12 protein-coding genes are annotated in these 15,529 nt (G+C 39.5%); 5 read left to right on the top strand and 7 right to left on the bottom strand.

Going from position 1 to position 15,529, the window contains the following annotated elements; all coding sequences use genetic code 11:
- Nucleotides 1-99: 99 nt before the first annotated feature.
- A complete protein-coding gene (locus ABDZ97_RS07045; protein ID WP_343785937.1) occupies nucleotides 100-303 on the top strand; it encodes a hypothetical protein in 204 nt (67 codons plus the stop codon).
- A gap of 60 nt (nucleotides 304-363) precedes the next feature.
- Here the strand turns inward: ABDZ97_RS07045 and ABDZ97_RS07040 are convergent, their stop codons facing one another.
- From ABDZ97_RS07040 to ABDZ97_RS07020, 5 genes are all read right to left on the bottom strand, one after another.
- Nucleotides 364-3,462, bottom strand: a complete 3,099-nt coding sequence (locus tag ABDZ97_RS07040; RefSeq protein ID WP_343785935.1) for an efflux RND transporter permease subunit — start codon at nucleotides 3,460-3,462, stop codon at nucleotides 364-366.
- Between the two features lie 40 nt (nucleotides 3,463-3,502).
- Nucleotides 3,503-4,609, bottom strand: a complete 1,107-nt coding sequence (locus ABDZ97_RS07035; RefSeq protein ID WP_343785933.1) for an efflux RND transporter periplasmic adaptor subunit — start codon at nucleotides 4,607-4,609, stop codon at nucleotides 3,503-3,505.
- A gap of 12 nt (nucleotides 4,610-4,621) precedes the next feature.
- A complete protein-coding gene (locus ABDZ97_RS07030; RefSeq protein WP_343785931.1) occupies nucleotides 4,622-5,932 on the bottom strand; it encodes a TolC family protein in 1,311 nt (436 codons plus the stop codon).
- A 104-nt stretch (nucleotides 5,933-6,036) separates the two neighbouring features.
- A complete protein-coding gene (locus ABDZ97_RS07025; RefSeq protein ID WP_343785929.1) occupies nucleotides 6,037-6,831 on the bottom strand; it encodes a penicillin-insensitive murein endopeptidase in 795 nt (264 codons plus the stop codon).
- Nucleotides 6,828-8,123 (bottom strand): NAD(P)/FAD-dependent oxidoreductase, encoded by a 1,296-nt coding sequence (locus tag ABDZ97_RS07020; RefSeq protein WP_343785927.1) that lies wholly within the window; start codon nucleotides 8,121-8,123, stop codon nucleotides 6,828-6,830. Before ABDZ97_RS07020 ends, ABDZ97_RS07025 begins: the two co-directional genes overlap by 4 nt.
- Before the next feature lie 222 nt (nucleotides 8,124-8,345).
- Between ABDZ97_RS07020 and ABDZ97_RS07015 the strand changes: the two genes are divergently transcribed.
- Together ABDZ97_RS07015 and ABDZ97_RS07010 are read left to right on the top strand one after the other, a co-directional pair.
- Nucleotides 8,346-9,680 (top strand): serine hydrolase domain-containing protein, encoded by a 1,335-nt coding sequence (locus tag ABDZ97_RS07015; RefSeq protein WP_343785925.1) that lies wholly within the window; start codon nucleotides 8,346-8,348, stop codon nucleotides 9,678-9,680.
- 11 nt (nucleotides 9,681-9,691) lie between these two features.
- Nucleotides 9,692-9,973, top strand: a complete 282-nt coding sequence (locus ABDZ97_RS07010) for a GNAT family N-acetyltransferase (RefSeq protein WP_343785923.1) — start codon at nucleotides 9,692-9,694, stop codon at nucleotides 9,971-9,973.
- A gap of 131 nt (nucleotides 9,974-10,104) precedes the next feature.
- Here ABDZ97_RS07010 and ABDZ97_RS07005 read toward each other — a convergent pair whose 3' ends face one another.
- On the bottom strand, nucleotides 10,105-11,343 hold the full coding sequence (locus ABDZ97_RS07005; RefSeq protein WP_343785921.1) for an NADH:flavin oxidoreductase: 1,239 nt from the start codon (nucleotides 11,341-11,343) through the stop codon (nucleotides 10,105-10,107).
- A 155-nt stretch (nucleotides 11,344-11,498) separates the two neighbouring features.
- Here ABDZ97_RS07005 and ABDZ97_RS07000 point away from each other — a divergent pair, with 155 nt between their 5' ends.
- Both ABDZ97_RS07000 and ABDZ97_RS06995 read left to right on the top strand, forming a co-directional pair.
- Nucleotides 11,499-13,112 (top strand): T9SS type A sorting domain-containing protein, encoded by a 1,614-nt coding sequence (locus ABDZ97_RS07000; RefSeq protein WP_343785919.1) that lies wholly within the window; start codon nucleotides 11,499-11,501, stop codon nucleotides 13,110-13,112.
- A gap of 137 nt (nucleotides 13,113-13,249) precedes the next feature.
- Nucleotides 13,250-14,845 (top strand): hypothetical protein, encoded by a 1,596-nt coding sequence (locus tag ABDZ97_RS06995; protein ID WP_343785917.1) that lies wholly within the window; start codon nucleotides 13,250-13,252, stop codon nucleotides 14,843-14,845.
- Nucleotides 14,846-14,927: 82 nt separating this feature from the next.
- Here ABDZ97_RS06995 and ABDZ97_RS06990 read toward each other — a convergent pair.
- A partial coding sequence (locus ABDZ97_RS06990) for a T9SS type A sorting domain-containing protein (RefSeq protein ID WP_343785915.1) occupies nucleotides 14,928-15,529 on the bottom strand: 602 nt, incomplete at its 5' end.

Here is a 15,529-nt window from a genome sequence, read left to right as displayed (position 1 = left end):
TTACGTTAATAGATTATTTTTTTAAAAAATGTTAATTATTATGCTGATGTGCATAATAATTGCTATACTGAATGGAGTTAAACGTAAAAAAACAAGGTTATGAAAAAGGTACTTATTTTAGTTGTGGTGGGAGGATTTCTTGTTTCATGTAAAAAAGACTGGGCGTGCGAGTGCGAAGCCGGTTCGTTGACATATACAGAGACAATTGAGAACAAAACCTTAAAAGAAGCTCAGGAACAGTGTGATGATAGCGGAAGTGTTCTTGGGGTGGATTATTCATGTGAAGTGAATGTCTTTGAATAAAAGTAAAATTATTGAATAGTTATTACAACCCTGCCTGAAATCGGGCAGGGTTGTTTTTTATTATTTGCTTTTCTCTTCTTTCCGGTATACCATGTAATAGACTTGAGGAAGAACGGTAAGTGATAATAACATACAAACGATCAGACCTCCTACAATCATTATTGCTAATGGCTTTTGAATTTCAGACCCCATACCGGATGACAAGGCAGCGGGAAGTAGTCCCATAGATCCCATCAAAGCGATCATTACTATAGGACGGATTCGACTGTAAACAGCTTTGGAAATAGCATCTTTGAGAGGAACGCGCCTGTCCAGATGTTGTCGTATGTTTCCGATGAGTACAATTCCGTCAATCGTGGCAACTCCGAATAGGATAATAAATCCGATTCCTGCAGAGATACCAAAGGTCGTTCCTGTAATCCACAGCGACAGATAACCACCGATAAAGGCAAAAGGAAGGACAAGAAAAGAAACCAGTGTGTCTTTTCTGTTACCATTAAAGTTCAACCATAACAGGAACATAATGAGCAATAATGATACGGGAACAATCATGGCAAGTTGTCGTGTTGCCCTTTCCTTGGATTCAAATTCTCCGGCCCATTCCATTTTGTTAGCTTCCGGGAGCTGGACATCCTGAGCAACTTTTGCCTTGGCTTCAGTAATAGTGCTTCCCAGATCACGCCCTTCTATACTAAATCCAACGGCAATATAGCGACTACTCCCTTCTCTGTAAATGAATGTAGGTCCGGTGATGTACTCAATCGTTGCTATTTCTTTGAGAGGAATCTTACGATTGTCTTTCGTAGGAATGAGGATTTCCCCGATTTTTGTTTCATCATCTCTATACTCCTTAGAGAAGCGTAACCGAACGTCAAATACCCGTTCGTTTTCATAGAAATGTGTAGCGGCTCGTCCTCCGATGGTCATTTCTACAACTGCCTGTGCATCGGATATATCAACACCATAGCGGGCAAGTTTGTGATCGTGTAGCTTGATGCGCAACTCCGGTAAACCGATATTTCTGTAGACGTTCAAATCCTCTATTCCGGGAATATCTTTAATTGCATCAGCTACCTGCCCGGCATATTCTTCCAGTTCAAAGAGGTCTTCTCCAAATATTTTAATAACAAGTGAGCTTTTTACCCCTGCTACATATTCTTCAACGTTATCCTGTATGGGTTGGCTGAAACCGAATACAATTCCCGGATACTGTTGCAGCGTTTTTCGCATTTCTTCAATAAGATCGTCTTTTCCGATTTTTCTGTCCCATTCATTTTCCGGATACAATTGAATATGAAATTCAATATTAAAGAACCCGGTTGGATCGGTCCCGTCATTCGGACGACCGACCTGATTCAGTACAAATTTTACTTCTTCAAATTTGCGGAGATCAGTTTTCATTTCCCGGGCCAGTCGTTGTGATTCTTCGATATTAACACTGTTTGGCAAGGTAGCCCGGATGTAAATAGCTCCTTCATTTAGTTTCGGAAGAAATTCGGAACCGTGATGCATAAAACCGAAAATACAAATGAAGAGAAGCCCTATAAAACTGAGTATGGTTGCTTTTTTATGCTTGTTGGTATAGAGATAAAGTTTAAAGAGACCATTGCGAAATGTTCGCGTGATAAGGTTATCTTTCTCGACGATGTTTTTTGTTAAGAGCACTTTACACATGGCGGGTACATAGGTCAGACTGAGAATGAGTGAACCCAGTAATGCAAACCCAAGTGTATAGGCCAGGGGAGTGAACATTTTTCCTTCTACCTTTTGAAACGAAAAAATGGGGAGTAGCGCGATAATAAGAATTAACAGAGCAAAAAAGATATAGGAAGCAACACTACCGGCACTTTTTTTAATAATACCGGACTTCGAAATACGGTTAAAGCGTTCCATTCCCAGTTGGTGCGCTCTTTTTTCCAGTCCTACAAAGACAACTTCCGATACGACCAGAGCTCCCTCAAGCAGAAGCCCGAAGTCCAGCGACCCCATAGAGATGAGGTTGGCTGGCATTCCCATAATGCGAAGCATGACTATTGCAAATAAAAAAGCAAGGGGAATTACTGAAGCTACAATCACGGTCAGTCGCCAGTTGTAGAGAAAGATAAATACAATGATGGAAACGAGAATGATTCCCTCGATCAGATTCTTTGTTACCGTACTTACAGTCGTGTTTACAAGTTCCGTTCTATCTATAAAAGGCTCAATTTTCACATCCTTGGGAAGAATACGGTCATTGAGATCTTCAATTTTCTCTTTCAGCCGTTCAATGACATCTCCAGGATTTTCTCCCCTGAGCATAATAACGATTCCCTCAACCAGATCTTCTTCGTCCTGAAGACCAACGACTCCTAATCGTGGCTTAGCCGAAACTTTGACTTCAGCAACGTGTTTTACCAGTATAGGTGTTGTTCCTCTTACTTCAATCAGGATATTTTCAATATCCTCAATACTCTCCAGTAATCCGACACCGCGAACCACATACGCCTGATCTCCACGTTCAATAACATCTCCTCCGACATTGATATTACTTTTCGAAACAGCTTCAAATACTTCCAGAGGGGAAAGATCATAATTAAGAAGTTCAGTGGGATTAATTTTTATTTCATAGATTTTCTCTTCTCCTCCGAAACTGACGACATCGGCAACTCCCGGGACGGATACCAATTCACGTTCAATTACCCAGTCGTGGAGGGCGGCAAGCTCCTTCACCGGACGTTTACTTTTAAGTACATACCGGAATATTTCGCCCGTAGCTCCGTAGGGTGGTTCTATTTCAGGATCTGTTCCTTCCGGAAGCTCTATGCCCTGTAAACGGTTCGCAGCATATTGTTGTGCATAAAAGTCGTCCACATCTTCGTCAAAAATTACAGTTACGACGGATAATCCAAATAGTGAAATAGAGCGAACTTCCGACTTTTTAGGAATGGTGTTCATCTGTTTCATCAGGGGAAGCGTGACAAATTTTTCAACTTCCTCAGCACTTCTTCCCGGCCATTGGGTAATGATACGAGCTCTGGTGTTTGTAACATCAGGGAATGCTTCTATCGGAGTATGAATGTAACTGTAAATCCCTGCAATAAGTAATAGTGCAGTAAAGAAAAATACAATGACAGAATTTTTCAGGGAAAAGGCTACTATGCGTTGGACAAACTTTTGCATATCAGTAATTGAAAGTTAACGACCGGGTGTGGAAATGAAATTACCGATCCATAAAATTTTTGAGTTGCTCGTATAGTAACAACTGGTTTTTAGAGAGAACCTTTTCGTGCTCAAGAACACCTTCCGAAATAAAGCTCGTTCCGTTGTTTTTGGAGAGTAGGTCAATTTCCCGTATCTCCAGTTCGCAATCTGATTTGTAAATGACAACGTAGTTTTTATTGTCATCAAAAACAATAGACTGTGTGGGGATGCTCACGGCTTCTTTTTCCAACTGCCGGATAGCAATTATGTCAACGGGCATGCCGGGTTTTAATTTTAACTCAGGATTCGGTAAAATAATACGTGCTTTCAGAACGCGTGCTTCATTGTCATATACTTGTGAAATAGCATTAACCTGGCCTCTAAAAACCTCGCCCGGGTAGGATAGGGTTCTGATCTCGACAGGAATTCCGGTTTCAATATTCTGTACATTTGTTGCATATACGTTAGCCATCACCCATACTTCACTCAAATCTGAAATGGTAAATAAAGGTTCCGATTCTGCTGATATCTGGGTTCCTGAGGCAATTGATTTGGCAGTGATAATTCCCGATACAGGAGCTTTAATTTGAAAAACGTTTTTCTCAGGACTGGCACTGAAGAGATTTAAGTTTGCCTTCACTTTTTCTCTCTCGGATTTCAAAATATCCAGTTCACTTTGCGCTTCCAGCAGTTCTTTTTGTGACGAGATCCCATCACTATACATCGATTGTGTGGCCTCCAGTTTTTGTTGTGCAACACGAATAAGAGCTTCCAGATTTTTTTGTTCAGCCTGCAAACTGCTTAATTCAGGACTTCGCAACTCGGCCAGAACTTGTCCTTTCTTTACTTCGTCACCTAATGAAAAGGAAGTGTTCGTAATGATACCTCCTACCAGACTGACAAAGTGAATGACTTGATCCGGGTTGGATTCTACAGATCCGGTCAGATGAAGTCCTTCGGTAACCTGTTCTTTCTGAGCCTCCGAGAATTCTGATTTTTTCTTCATAGCCGCATTCAGACAGAATGGTTCCTTGTGGGATGGTGTCAGCCCTGTTTTTTCATTTCCACAACCTGTAAGGACAATAGCCGAGAGAATTATATAGTGTATTATTTTTTTACGTTTCATGTGATTTGTTTTTTATTTCACAAGGTCTTTTCCAAGAACATAGTTGAGTTCTTCCGTTTTTTCATGGAGTTCTTTTCCGGTTTCAAAAATGATTTGTTTGTTTTCCAGATAACTATCTAAAAAATCAAGGTATTCGAGAAGACTGATATTGCGATTCGAAAAATTTTGAGTGTACCCGGTAAGCAGGTCATCGAGTATTGTCTCAAAACCGGGGTCAATTGTATTGGTGAATTCAACGGTATTCATAAGGTTGCGATAACATAGAATGATTTCATTCTCTATCGTGTTATTGAGGTGTCTGAATTGAATTGCAGCGATTTCCCTTCCGAATTCTGCCTGCCTGATGTTTCCCTGATTCCGGTTAAAAAAAGGAAGGTCGACAGATAGCCCGAAACCGATGAAGTTATACATGAAGTTTCCTCCTCTGTCGTATCCTCCTTTTAATGTGATGTCAGGGATACGTTGTGCACGTTCATAGGTATATAGTTTGTCCTGAAAAGTAATTTCAAGCTCGGCAATTTTTAAATCCGGTCGATATTTTTGCGCTTCTTCCAATAGTGATGAAGCATTTACACTCTGATAAATTTCAGTATCTACAAAAAATCCTTCCGGAGTGAGTTGTAAAGTGACATCAGGAGGCAGATGCATCAACACCTTCAACTCAGTTTGTACTTCGTTAATGATAGAGTTTATTGTGTGAATTTCTCTGGAGATTTCCAGCTCAAGCGCTTTCAAACGAATGTATTCTCCTTTAGGGAGATGACCTTGTTCAACCTGATGTTGATACGCCTTTGTAAGCTGACGTATAGAGGATAATTGTCTACTATACGTGTTTTTGAGTAATTCCTGATACTGGAGCTGTGTAAGTTGTTTACGGAATTCCAGTTTCAGGTTACGGATAACATCTTCAAAATATTGTCTGCTTTTGTCTACATTAACCTGCTCCAGTGCGATGAGCTTTTTGCGCTTCCCCGCGGTCTTTATAACCTGTTCCAGAGAAATACTAATTTGTTGATTTCTTCCAAAGTTTCCTGCTAAGGGTGGAAGCTCATCTCCAAAATAACTAAGGTTATTAGTTCCTTTTTGTGAGGTCCATAAATTGATTTCATCTAACTCAAGTGTTGGGTTTGGCCATAGTTTTGCCTGTATCACCTGCGCTTCGGACTGAGATATCTCTAGCTGTTGAGCCAAAAGTGTAAGGTTCTCTTTTAGTAGAATAGCCTCACATTGCTCACGATGAAGTCGTAGTGTATCCTGTGCATGTACAACTGAAAAGGAAAAAAGTAGAATGAACAGAAATCGTATGTGATAAGGTATTGCCATTTTCTTCGCTTCTATGCGGCGAAGATCAGAATGGTAACCTTAAAAAGACCTTAATACGAATAAAATTTTGCTTAAGTAATCTCTGAAAAAAAAGTGAACGTGACTTAGATTTTCTGGAAATCAATATGATAATGATCATCGTGGAGATTATTAATGAGAGGAGTTAAACTCTTCACGATATAAATAGAGCTGTTTTTCAGTTTTTGTCCGTGACTGGTTTTGAACAGCTCATCTTTAAGAGAAACTTTAATAATCACTTTTTGAATTTTGTACCCCAACTTGTTTGCATTTTTATTTAGCGAAAGGATGTGTTCAGCTACAAGATCAAAATCAATTTTTATACTAGTATCTTCTACGTATTCACCCTGATCGTTAAATTCCAGTAAATAATGACTTTTTCCTAATGAATCCAGTGTATAACAGGGAAGTCCGTTTTTGAGTTTTGGCATCATAAAATCGACACTCAGCCCATTTTGGTGCGTTCGATGAGGAAAAATTTCTCCACCCTCTTTTCGGGACAATTCCATCAAAAAGAACTTCCGATTCGGATGGGTTTCTAAAAGATCGGCATAAGAATCAAGAATAATAGAGTAGATTTTTTCATGAGTAAAAGCACGGGAAGCCAGATAACTGTCTTTATCAAAGTAGGTGTAATTTTCACCATAGAAAGGAATTAGTTTTCCATGTTTAAGCTTTCCTTCTGCAACCGTCCCTATACTTTCACTTGCTTCTTTTGGTGTGTGATGATTTGTAAAAAACTCCATGATTTCAAGTGAGTCCGGGTTGAGACTCTCCTTATTATTGGAAATTTCAGTAAGGGGCGTATTGGAATTATTCTGCTTGAAGCAAGAGAGAATAAACAAGGAGAAAAGTGTCAGTAGAATACTTGAATTTATCATGTGTTTTGGTCTGTTTGATGGTCGTTATTCATCTTTTTCTCCGAAGATTTGATAATTAACCGTAAGGAAGGATCGTATGTAAAATACTGCCAAACCCAGTTCACAAAAATAAAGAGGCGATTTTTTACGCCAACAATAGACATCAGGTGCACAGCCATCCAGATAAACCACGCAATGAATCCTGAAAATTTCATTTTTTTAATTTCTGCTGTAGCTTTATTTCTACCTACAGTAGCCATACTGCCTTTATCCACATAATGGAATGCTTTAAGAAGCTTATTGGATTGAATTCTTATCAGGTTATCAGCAAGTAGTTCGGCTTGCTGAATGGCTGCCGGAGCTACCTGAGGGTGTCCTTTCGGAAATTTTTCGGAACTCATTAATGCGATGTCACCTATGGCAAAAATGTTCCCCATTCCCTTAACCCGGTTAAAAGTATCAACTAAAATCCGTTCATTAGGAGCATATACTTCCTGCGGTAATCCCTGAAGCCGGCTACCTTTTACTCCGGCAGCCCAGATCAGGCAATTACTGGTAAGTGTTTGATCATTACTCAGGTGTGCATGTTCCCCGTCATAGTCTTTTACGGCTGTATTTAACCAGACATTTACCCCCAGTTCTTCTAGATATTCAAAGACGGTGCCTCCTGATTTGGAAGACATTCCCCCTAGTAATTTGGGACCGGCTTCAATCAGGTAAATATTCATCTCCTGAAAATCGATTTCGGGGTAATCTTTAGGAAGTATTTTGAGCTTCATTTCAGCGACAGCTCCTGCCAGTTCAACCCCTGTAGGTCCCCCGCCAACAATAACAACATTTAATAACGCACTTCTCTTTTCTTTATCAGTCTCGTTGAGTGCTTTTTCATAATTCATCAGTAAGGTATTTCTCAGGAGTAGTGCTTCTGAGACTGATTTCATAGAGAAAGAATTACTTTCTACCTGTTCATTATTAAAGAAATTGGTAGTTGCACCATAAGCTAATATTAAATAATCGTACGAAATGCTACCTATGGTTGTTTCTACTGTCTGGTTATCTTTATCAACAGCAGTGACCTCTGCTACACGGATCGAAACATTGGAGTATTTCTGAAAGATCTTCCTGAGAGGGAAACTGATACTGCTTGGTTCCAGACCACAGGTAGAAACCTGATAAAGCAGGGGTTGAAACTGATGATAGTTGTTTTTATCCAGTAGAATAACCTGGAAAAATTTAGGGGAAAGTTTTTTGGCTAATCGCAGACCTGCAAATCCTGCTCCTACGATAACCACTTTCTTTTTAGACGTGTCCATTTTGACAGAAATTGTATTGTAAATATAAAAATATGCGGGAGTCTAGAGGGATATTTTACTTAGAAAAAAGAGAAATTTAGCATTCTTTAACGGTACAAGAAAGACACTTGTCGAAATAGGCTTGTTTATTGGTTGTAAAACTTGAAAATTGTACATTAGTACTTCTGTTTTATAATTAAAAGCAGGATGTAAAGTTTCCTTTGACTTTTAGAACAACTACAAATGATAAGAATAATGAAGGTTTTACAAATACTTTTTACAATCTGTTTATTGTTAACAGGGCATTCTGTAATTGCTCAGGAGCTGAACACAACAAAACTGGACCGCTATTTTGATGCTTTGGAGGAGAACAATAAGTTTATGGGAAGTGTTGCCGTTTCCAGAGGAGGAGAATTGATTTATAAACGAACGGTAGGATATTCGGATGTTGAAAGTTCTGTAAAAGCAAATGAAAATACAAAGTACAGAATTGGTTCTATATCAAAAACATTTACGACGATACTGGTCTTTAAAGCTATTGAAGAGGGGAAGCTAGAACTGGATCAGACAATCAAATCTTTCTTTCCTAAAGTAAAACATGCAGATAAAATAACGATTGAAAACCTGTTAAACCACCGAAGCGGAATCCATAGTTTTACAAATGATGAGTCGTATCTGGAGTGGAGTACGGAAGCCCGATCCAGAAAGGAAATGATAAAGATTATTGTTGATGGAGGAAGTGATTTTGCTCCAGACACTAAAGCTGAGTATAGTAATTCCAATTTTGTGCTTCTGACCTATATTCTGGAAGATATATACGGGCGTTCGTATAGTGCGTTGGTCAAGGAATATGTAGCAGATCCTTTGCAGTTAAAGCAAACGTATGTAGGAGAAGAATTGGATACTTCCAAAGGGGAAAGTAAATCGTATTGGTACAAAAGAGGTTGGGAGCTTGCTTCTGTGACAGATATGACCGTTCCTGTGGGAGCAGGAGCAATTGTTTCGACACCGGCAGATCTTGTAGTATTCAGCGATGCTCTTTTTTCAGGTAAATTGATAAGCAAGAAAAGCCTGGAGAAGATGATGTCACTGAAAGATGGGTTTGGAATGGGGTTATTTACGGTTCCTTTTGGTGAAAGAACAGCATATGGTCATACCGGAGGGATTGATGGATTTGGTTCCGTTTTCTCCTATTTCCCGGAAGATAACGTTTCTTTTGCAATGGTCTATAATGGCCTTAATTATGAGTTCAATGCCATTTCCATAGCTGTGTTAAGTGCTGTGTTCGACCAACCCTACGATATTCCGGAGTTTACAATATATGATATTAGCTCTGTTGACTTAGAGATATATACCGGAGTGTATGGATCGGAGCAGATTCCTTTAAAAATTACGATTTTGAAAGAAGATCAGGGATTGACAGCACAGGCTACCGGTCAATCGGCTTTTCCTTTGGAACCTGTAGATGAACACATCTTCTCATTTGATCCGGCGGGAGTTGTTCTGGAGTTTAATCCCGGAGAAAAAACAATTGTATTAAAACAACGGGGAATGGAGTTTCAATTTTCAAAAGAATAAAAGAGATAATTATGGAAATAAAGCAGTTTGACAGGGAGAATAAAGGTTTTTTTAAGGCGGAAGAAGAGGGGAAGGAAGCAGGAAGAATGACTTACTCCTGGGCCGGAAAAGAGAAAATAATCATTGATCATACAGAAGTAAATCCTGAATTTAAGGGAAAGAGTGTAGGGAAAAAAATGGTTATGAAGGCGGTAGAATTTGCCCGGGAGAATCAAGTGAAAATTGTACCGCTTTGTCCTTTTGCGAAAAGCGTATTTGATAAAACTGAAGAGATTAGGGATGTACTTGCCTGACAAAATTGAAAGTATCAAAAAGATTGACTTTGAATTCAAATACCATCATACTTTTTTTAGTTGGCTTTTTTTTGGGATTACTTTTGTTTAAGTTGTTTATGGGTAAGAAAAGACCTCGAAAATAAGGGGCTTTATTTTTCCGTATGCTCCCATTCGGGTAATACACAATGAATCCCTTCAGGAGCATTCATTAAGGGAGCACAACGATTGCAGTGATCACATCCGTTACTATATTTCATTCCTAATTCAATGAGGTGCTTAGGCATGGCAGGGTCTCTGAGAAGAGGTCGCCCGAATTGAATAAAATCGAATCCCATATTCATGATTTTTTCCATACTTTCGGGTTCCGTAGCACCGCCAATATAGATCAGGTTACAATTGACCGAATCTCTGAATTTACGGGCGGCATCCAACAAGTAGAGTTCATGGTAAGGGTAGTCCTTAAACATCGATTTTCCAAGCATTTTCATACCTAGTCGGATCAATGGGTTTCTTTCATATTTTAGTAAGTCCTTCAAAATAGATTGACCGTGAAATAATAGCATGGGGTTTTGACTACTGGTCCCGGCACTTAAAATGACCCCGTCAATTCCTGCCTGATCCAGTAATCGGGCAGTAGATAGTCCGTCTTCGAGACTGATACCTCCTTTTACATCATCATACATGGTAATCTTTCCGAGAATAGGAAAGTCAGTTCCGACTTCCTTTCTGACGTATTCCAGTACCTGTAGAGGAAATCGCATTCTGTTTTCAATACAACCGCCATATTTATCCTTACGTTTATTGGTAAGCGGACTGATAAACTGACTGAGCAAGTATCCGTGGCCAAAATGAATTTCGACAGCATCAAATCCTGCGTTTTTTAGTATGCCGGCAGCACGGGCAAAGCTGGTAGCAACCTCTCTCATTACTTGTTCATTCATGCCCCGGGTAAGGAATGAGCCGTATGGTATGCCAATAGGATTGAACATTGTCGTTGGCCCGATCGGACGTTTTCGGGAGAGTTTTTTGTTCCTACTGAACGCTCCGCAGTGGGCAATTTGTCCCGATAGTTTGGTTCCGTGTTTGTGAACTGTATCTGCTAGTTTCTTTAATTGTGGATGGATTTCTTCCCGGATATACATATAGTGCTCCATCATTCTTCCATCAGGTTCAGGAGCGCAATAAGCTAATGTCGTCATCCCAACTCCTCCCGAAGCAAAACTCTCATGAAATTCAATACACCGGTCACTAATCGTATTAGCTGTATCCAGCATGGACTCGAAAGTAGCTGCTTTAATGATCCTGTTCTGTAAGGTAACTCCGTTTAATTTTGCTTCAGTTACAAGTTTGTTTAATCCATTGGTATGCCCCGAAAGAAGATTGTCCATAGAGTAAAAGTACAATTTATTACAGATAGTCTCACCAAACCCTGATAAATAAAGGTGGTGTTGCAATTTGTTGATAATCTGCTGTTTATTTTTGTTTCGAGCTTTATTTTTGCTGTAAGATATTTTTATATTTGCCCCACTACAATAAAATAAAAATGAAAAAATTATTACTACTTTCCTGTAGCTCTATAGTCAGTGTTGGACTTATGGCTCAGTTTAATTTAACGCCTCAAAACTGGACGATCCCTGTTGTCGAGGATTATGCACAATCATTGGATCAGGTGAATTCAACGAACTACAGTCTGATAGATATGAACGGAGATGGTAAACCGGATATGGTTGATGCGCAGGACAATGCATCTGGGGTTGTATGGTTAACCGGAGGTTCCGTACCGTATTGGAAGGTGTATTTGAATACAGGATCAGGATTTAGCAGTACGGCACAGAACTGGACGATTCCTGTCGTAGAGGATTATGCACAATCATTGGATCAGGTGAACTCAACGAACTACAGTCTGATAGATATGAACGGAGATGGTAAACCGGATTTGGTAGATGCGCAGGACAATGCATCTGGAGTTGTATGGTTAACCGGAGGTTCTGTACCGTATTGGAAGGTGTATTTGAATACAGGATCAGGATTTAGCAGTACGGCACAGAACTGGACGATTCCTGTCGTAGAGGATTATGCACAATCATTGGATCAGGTGAACTCGACGAACTACAGTCTGATAGATATGAACGGAGATGGTAAACCGGACATGGTAGATGCGCAGGATAATGCATCTGGGGTTGTATGGTTAACCGGAGGTTCTGTACCGTATTGGAAAGTGTATTTGAATACAGGATCTGGATTTAACAGTTCGGCAGAAAGTTGGACGATCCCTGTTGTCGAGGATTATGCACAATCATTGGATCAGGTGAACTCGACGAACTACAGTCTGGTAGATATGAACGGAGATGGTAAACCGGATATGGTAGATGCGCAGGACAATGCATCTGGGGTTGTCTGGTTAACCGGAGGTTCTGTACCGTATTGGAAGGTTTATTTGAATACAGGATCAGGATTTAGCAGTACGGCACAGAACTGGACGATTCCTGTCGTAGAGGATTACGCACAATCGTTGGATCAGGTGAATTCAACGAACTACAGTCTGATAGATATGAACGGGGACAACAAGCCGGACATGGTAGATGCGCAGGACAATGCATCTGGGGTTGTCTGGTTAACCGGAGGTTCTGTACCGTATTGGAAAGTGTATTTGAATACAGGATCTGGATTTAACAGTTCGGCAGAAAGTTGGACAGTTCCTGTAGTAGAGGACTATGCACAATCGTTGGATCAGGTCAATAGCACTAATTATAGTGTAATAGATATGAACGGAGACAACAAGCCGGATATGGTAGATGCGCAGGACAATGCATCTGGGGTTGTATGGTTAACCGGAGGTTCCGTACCGTATTGGAAAGTGTATTTAAATGAATCAGAAACACCTAGTTATGCCGGACTTGACGAGGAAAGCGGACTTGGAAAAAGCTTAGTGGTTTACCCAAATCCTACGTCAGGTGTAGTAAGGTTGAATTTAGAGCATTTTGAAGGGGATAACCAAATTCGTATTGTTGATGGATTGGGAAGAGTTGTGCTGGAAGAAATGATTTCTGGAGGAGGAATTCATAAAGTTGATTTGGGGGAATTCGAAACTGGAATTTATTTTGTCTCGGTTTTGAATGAGAATAAATCATATACATCAAGAGTGATCAAAAAGTAAAATTATTTTTCTGTATAAAAAGCTGTGCTCAAACTTGAGTACAGCTTTTTTTATCATTTATTTTTCTGAGAGGAAAAGAATTGAAAATAAATAGATTCGATTATATTTGTTAAGTTAATTATTTGAGATACAACATTATGAATAGACTATTACTAGCTATAGCATTAGTGTGGTGTAACCTGCCGCTTATAGCCCAATCCGAGATTAAATATGACAACCCACCAAGTGTAAAAACAACGGATTACAGAATAGATGCGGTGGATATTGTAGCAACCGAAGATTACTGTAAATTAAAACTGATTATCCAGAATACAACTAAAGATGCTTATTTTCTTTTTGCTTCGGATGAACTGGGCTTTGATTATGATGGAATTGGTACTTACTGGACAAAAAGGAGTAAAGAACTGGTAGTTTTTCCGGGAGACAAAGAGTCTCGTGTAATTAAAGTTGCAGGTGATATGGATTACCGTAAAGATCATTTTAATCTGTTGGTAAATGGTTTGAAAAAAGGCTTTTTCGGAGAATATCTTTCAGGAAGTCCTTTTTCCATCAAAATGGATCAGGTAACAACGGTTGATTCGGATGGAATAAAATTGAATGTAGTGAAAGCTACATCAAAAAAGGGTAAAGTTAGTTTGCAAATAGAGGTGTCTTATGAAAGTGATAATGATGACATGATTGTTTTTACACCCTCTTCAGTACAATTTAAGGCAAACGGAGAGCTTGTTACAATCGAAAGTAGCGATACTAAACCGGTAGCTTTGCGTCCGGGTGATACGGAAAAACTGAAGTATTCGTTATTGTCTGAAGCAGATGAGATTACGTGTCAGACTGACGGGGTTTTTGGTAGAGTAGATTTCACACCGATCGAAGTAGATCCTGTTCGGGTTGGTTATCCGAAAGATGCTGTTTTTGTAGATGCTGTAAGTACTCCGGCATGCGATCCGTTTATGGGAACTCAAACCGGGATGATGAAAGTTAAGGTGTACAGCCCGGATGGAACTTGTTTCCGATTGGATATTGATGGTTTTCCTGTAATTAATAAAATGACCGGAAACGCTATAATCTATGTAGATAGCGGAAGGAGAAGTTATAAGTTAACAACATCAAAAGGAACGACGTATGAAGGTAAAATTATGGTGCCGTCAACACAATCGTATTCACAAGTTGGATATAAAGTGAAACCAACTAAAGATGGAGCATATAGTTTGAAGTATGCCGCCAACGATCAGGTGATGACACAAGCAGCTATCCAGGAGAGACAGGACTTTTTTGATAAAGCTGATCGTGAAAGGGAAGAACGTTTTGATAATATGTTAAAGAAAGAGGATGAGGAGAAGGAAACACAAAACGCTGGTTCCGGTTCTTCTTCCGGAGGAAATTGTTTTGGAGAACCAAGTACTGGAATGACAGAGCTTAAATTAAAAGTAACCTGGAAAGGAAATCCGGTTGCAGGACATGAAGTAGAAATTCGTTATGGAGGTGTTGCAATTGGTAATTCTGTAACAGATTCGGAAGGTGTTGCAAGGATTAAGTCCAGTAAATATGATGATAAGATGCCTAAGGTAGATGTATATGGTTGCAAAGGAAGTACAAACTGGTCAGTTAAAGGAGACTGGGTTGTTTTTAATAGTTCGGAATATTTTCATTTGGAATTGGATGAAGTAGCAAAAGTAATGGCAGAATTGATGGGAATGACGATTGACGAAATAGGAGCGGGTTGGGGAATGTAAATTCTTTCTCAAAACCTAGAATAAAATAAAACCGGAGCCTAAAGCTCCGGTTTTATTTTGGGTTTATAGCTACTGCTTACTACTAACGAATTATTATTTTTCTGGAGAATTCGCTGATAGAATTGGGACGGATAAAATAAATCCCCGGGGATAATTGATCCACAGAAATTTGTGTTTTTTCCTGAGCCTGAGCTGAAAAATGAAGGATTTCAGCACCAGTCATATCTAACAGTGTAAAATCAGCTGATTCATTTGTTACAATTTCAAAATAGGCACTTGCAGGGTTGGGGTAAATCGAAAAATTAATTTTCTCTAAATCAGAAATTGAGTTGGTAGTGCCTGAAGTAAGTGTTACACACTCTGAAGTGTCAGAGCACATGCCTATTGTAATAATTAAAGCATATTCTCCGGATTCTGTAGCAGTATATGAGTGGGTAGTCGCTCCCTCAATCTCAGTTTCATCTGCACAGTTGATCCATTGGAATGCGTCTGCTATAATTTCTGATGAGACTGTTTCACCATCTTCTGATACAGAGATAGTTGTGTTGATTTCCTCACAAACGGTAAGGTAAACACAGTCTGAAGTGTCCGAACAATAGCCGGTTGTGGTCATGAGTGCATAATTTCCGGATTCAGATGCAGTAAAAGAAGCAGTAACAGCACCTTCAACCAATGTCATATTAT

Source organism: Wandonia haliotis (assembly GCF_039523435.1).
In the GTDB taxonomy this organism is placed as follows: Bacteria; Bacteroidota; Bacteroidia; order Flavobacteriales_D; family Crocinitomicaceae; genus Wandonia; species Wandonia haliotis.
Note: the sequence above shows the minus strand (reverse complement) of the source record. Positions and strands in the feature narration are given on the sequence as shown.

Bases quoted from the DNA above. Each gene is read 5' to 3' on its own strand.
- ABDZ97_RS07045 (WP_343785937.1), top strand. From the start codon at position 100: ATGAAAAAGGTACTTATTTTAGTTGTGGTGGGAGGATTTCTTGTTTCA.
- ABDZ97_RS07040 (WP_343785935.1), bottom strand. From the start codon at position 3,462: ATGCAAAAGTTTGTCCAACGCATAGTAGCCTTTTCCCTGAAAAATTCT.
- ABDZ97_RS07035 (WP_343785933.1), bottom strand. From the start codon at position 4,609: ATGAAACGTAAAAAAATAATACACTATATAATTCTCTCGGCTATTGTC.
- ABDZ97_RS07030 (WP_343785931.1), bottom strand. From the start codon at position 5,932: ATGGCAATACCTTATCACATACGATTTCTGTTCATTCTACTTTTTTCC.
- ABDZ97_RS07025 (WP_343785929.1), bottom strand. From the start codon at position 6,831: ATGATAAATTCAAGTATTCTACTGACACTTTTCTCCTTGTTTATTCTC.
- ABDZ97_RS07020 (WP_343785927.1), bottom strand. From the start codon at position 8,123: ATGGACACGTCTAAAAAGAAAGTGGTTATCGTAGGAGCAGGATTTGCA.
- ABDZ97_RS07015 (WP_343785925.1), top strand. From the start codon at position 8,346: ATGATAAGAATAATGAAGGTTTTACAAATACTTTTTACAATCTGTTTA.
- ABDZ97_RS07010 (WP_343785923.1), top strand. From the start codon at position 9,692: ATGGAAATAAAGCAGTTTGACAGGGAGAATAAAGGTTTTTTTAAGGCG.
- ABDZ97_RS07005 (WP_343785921.1), bottom strand. From the start codon at position 11,343: ATGGACAATCTTCTTTCGGGGCATACCAATGGATTAAACAAACTTGTA.
- ABDZ97_RS07000 (WP_343785919.1), top strand. From the start codon at position 11,499: ATGAAAAAATTATTACTACTTTCCTGTAGCTCTATAGTCAGTGTTGGA.
- ABDZ97_RS06995 (WP_343785917.1), top strand. From the start codon at position 13,250: ATGAATAGACTATTACTAGCTATAGCATTAGTGTGGTGTAACCTGCCG.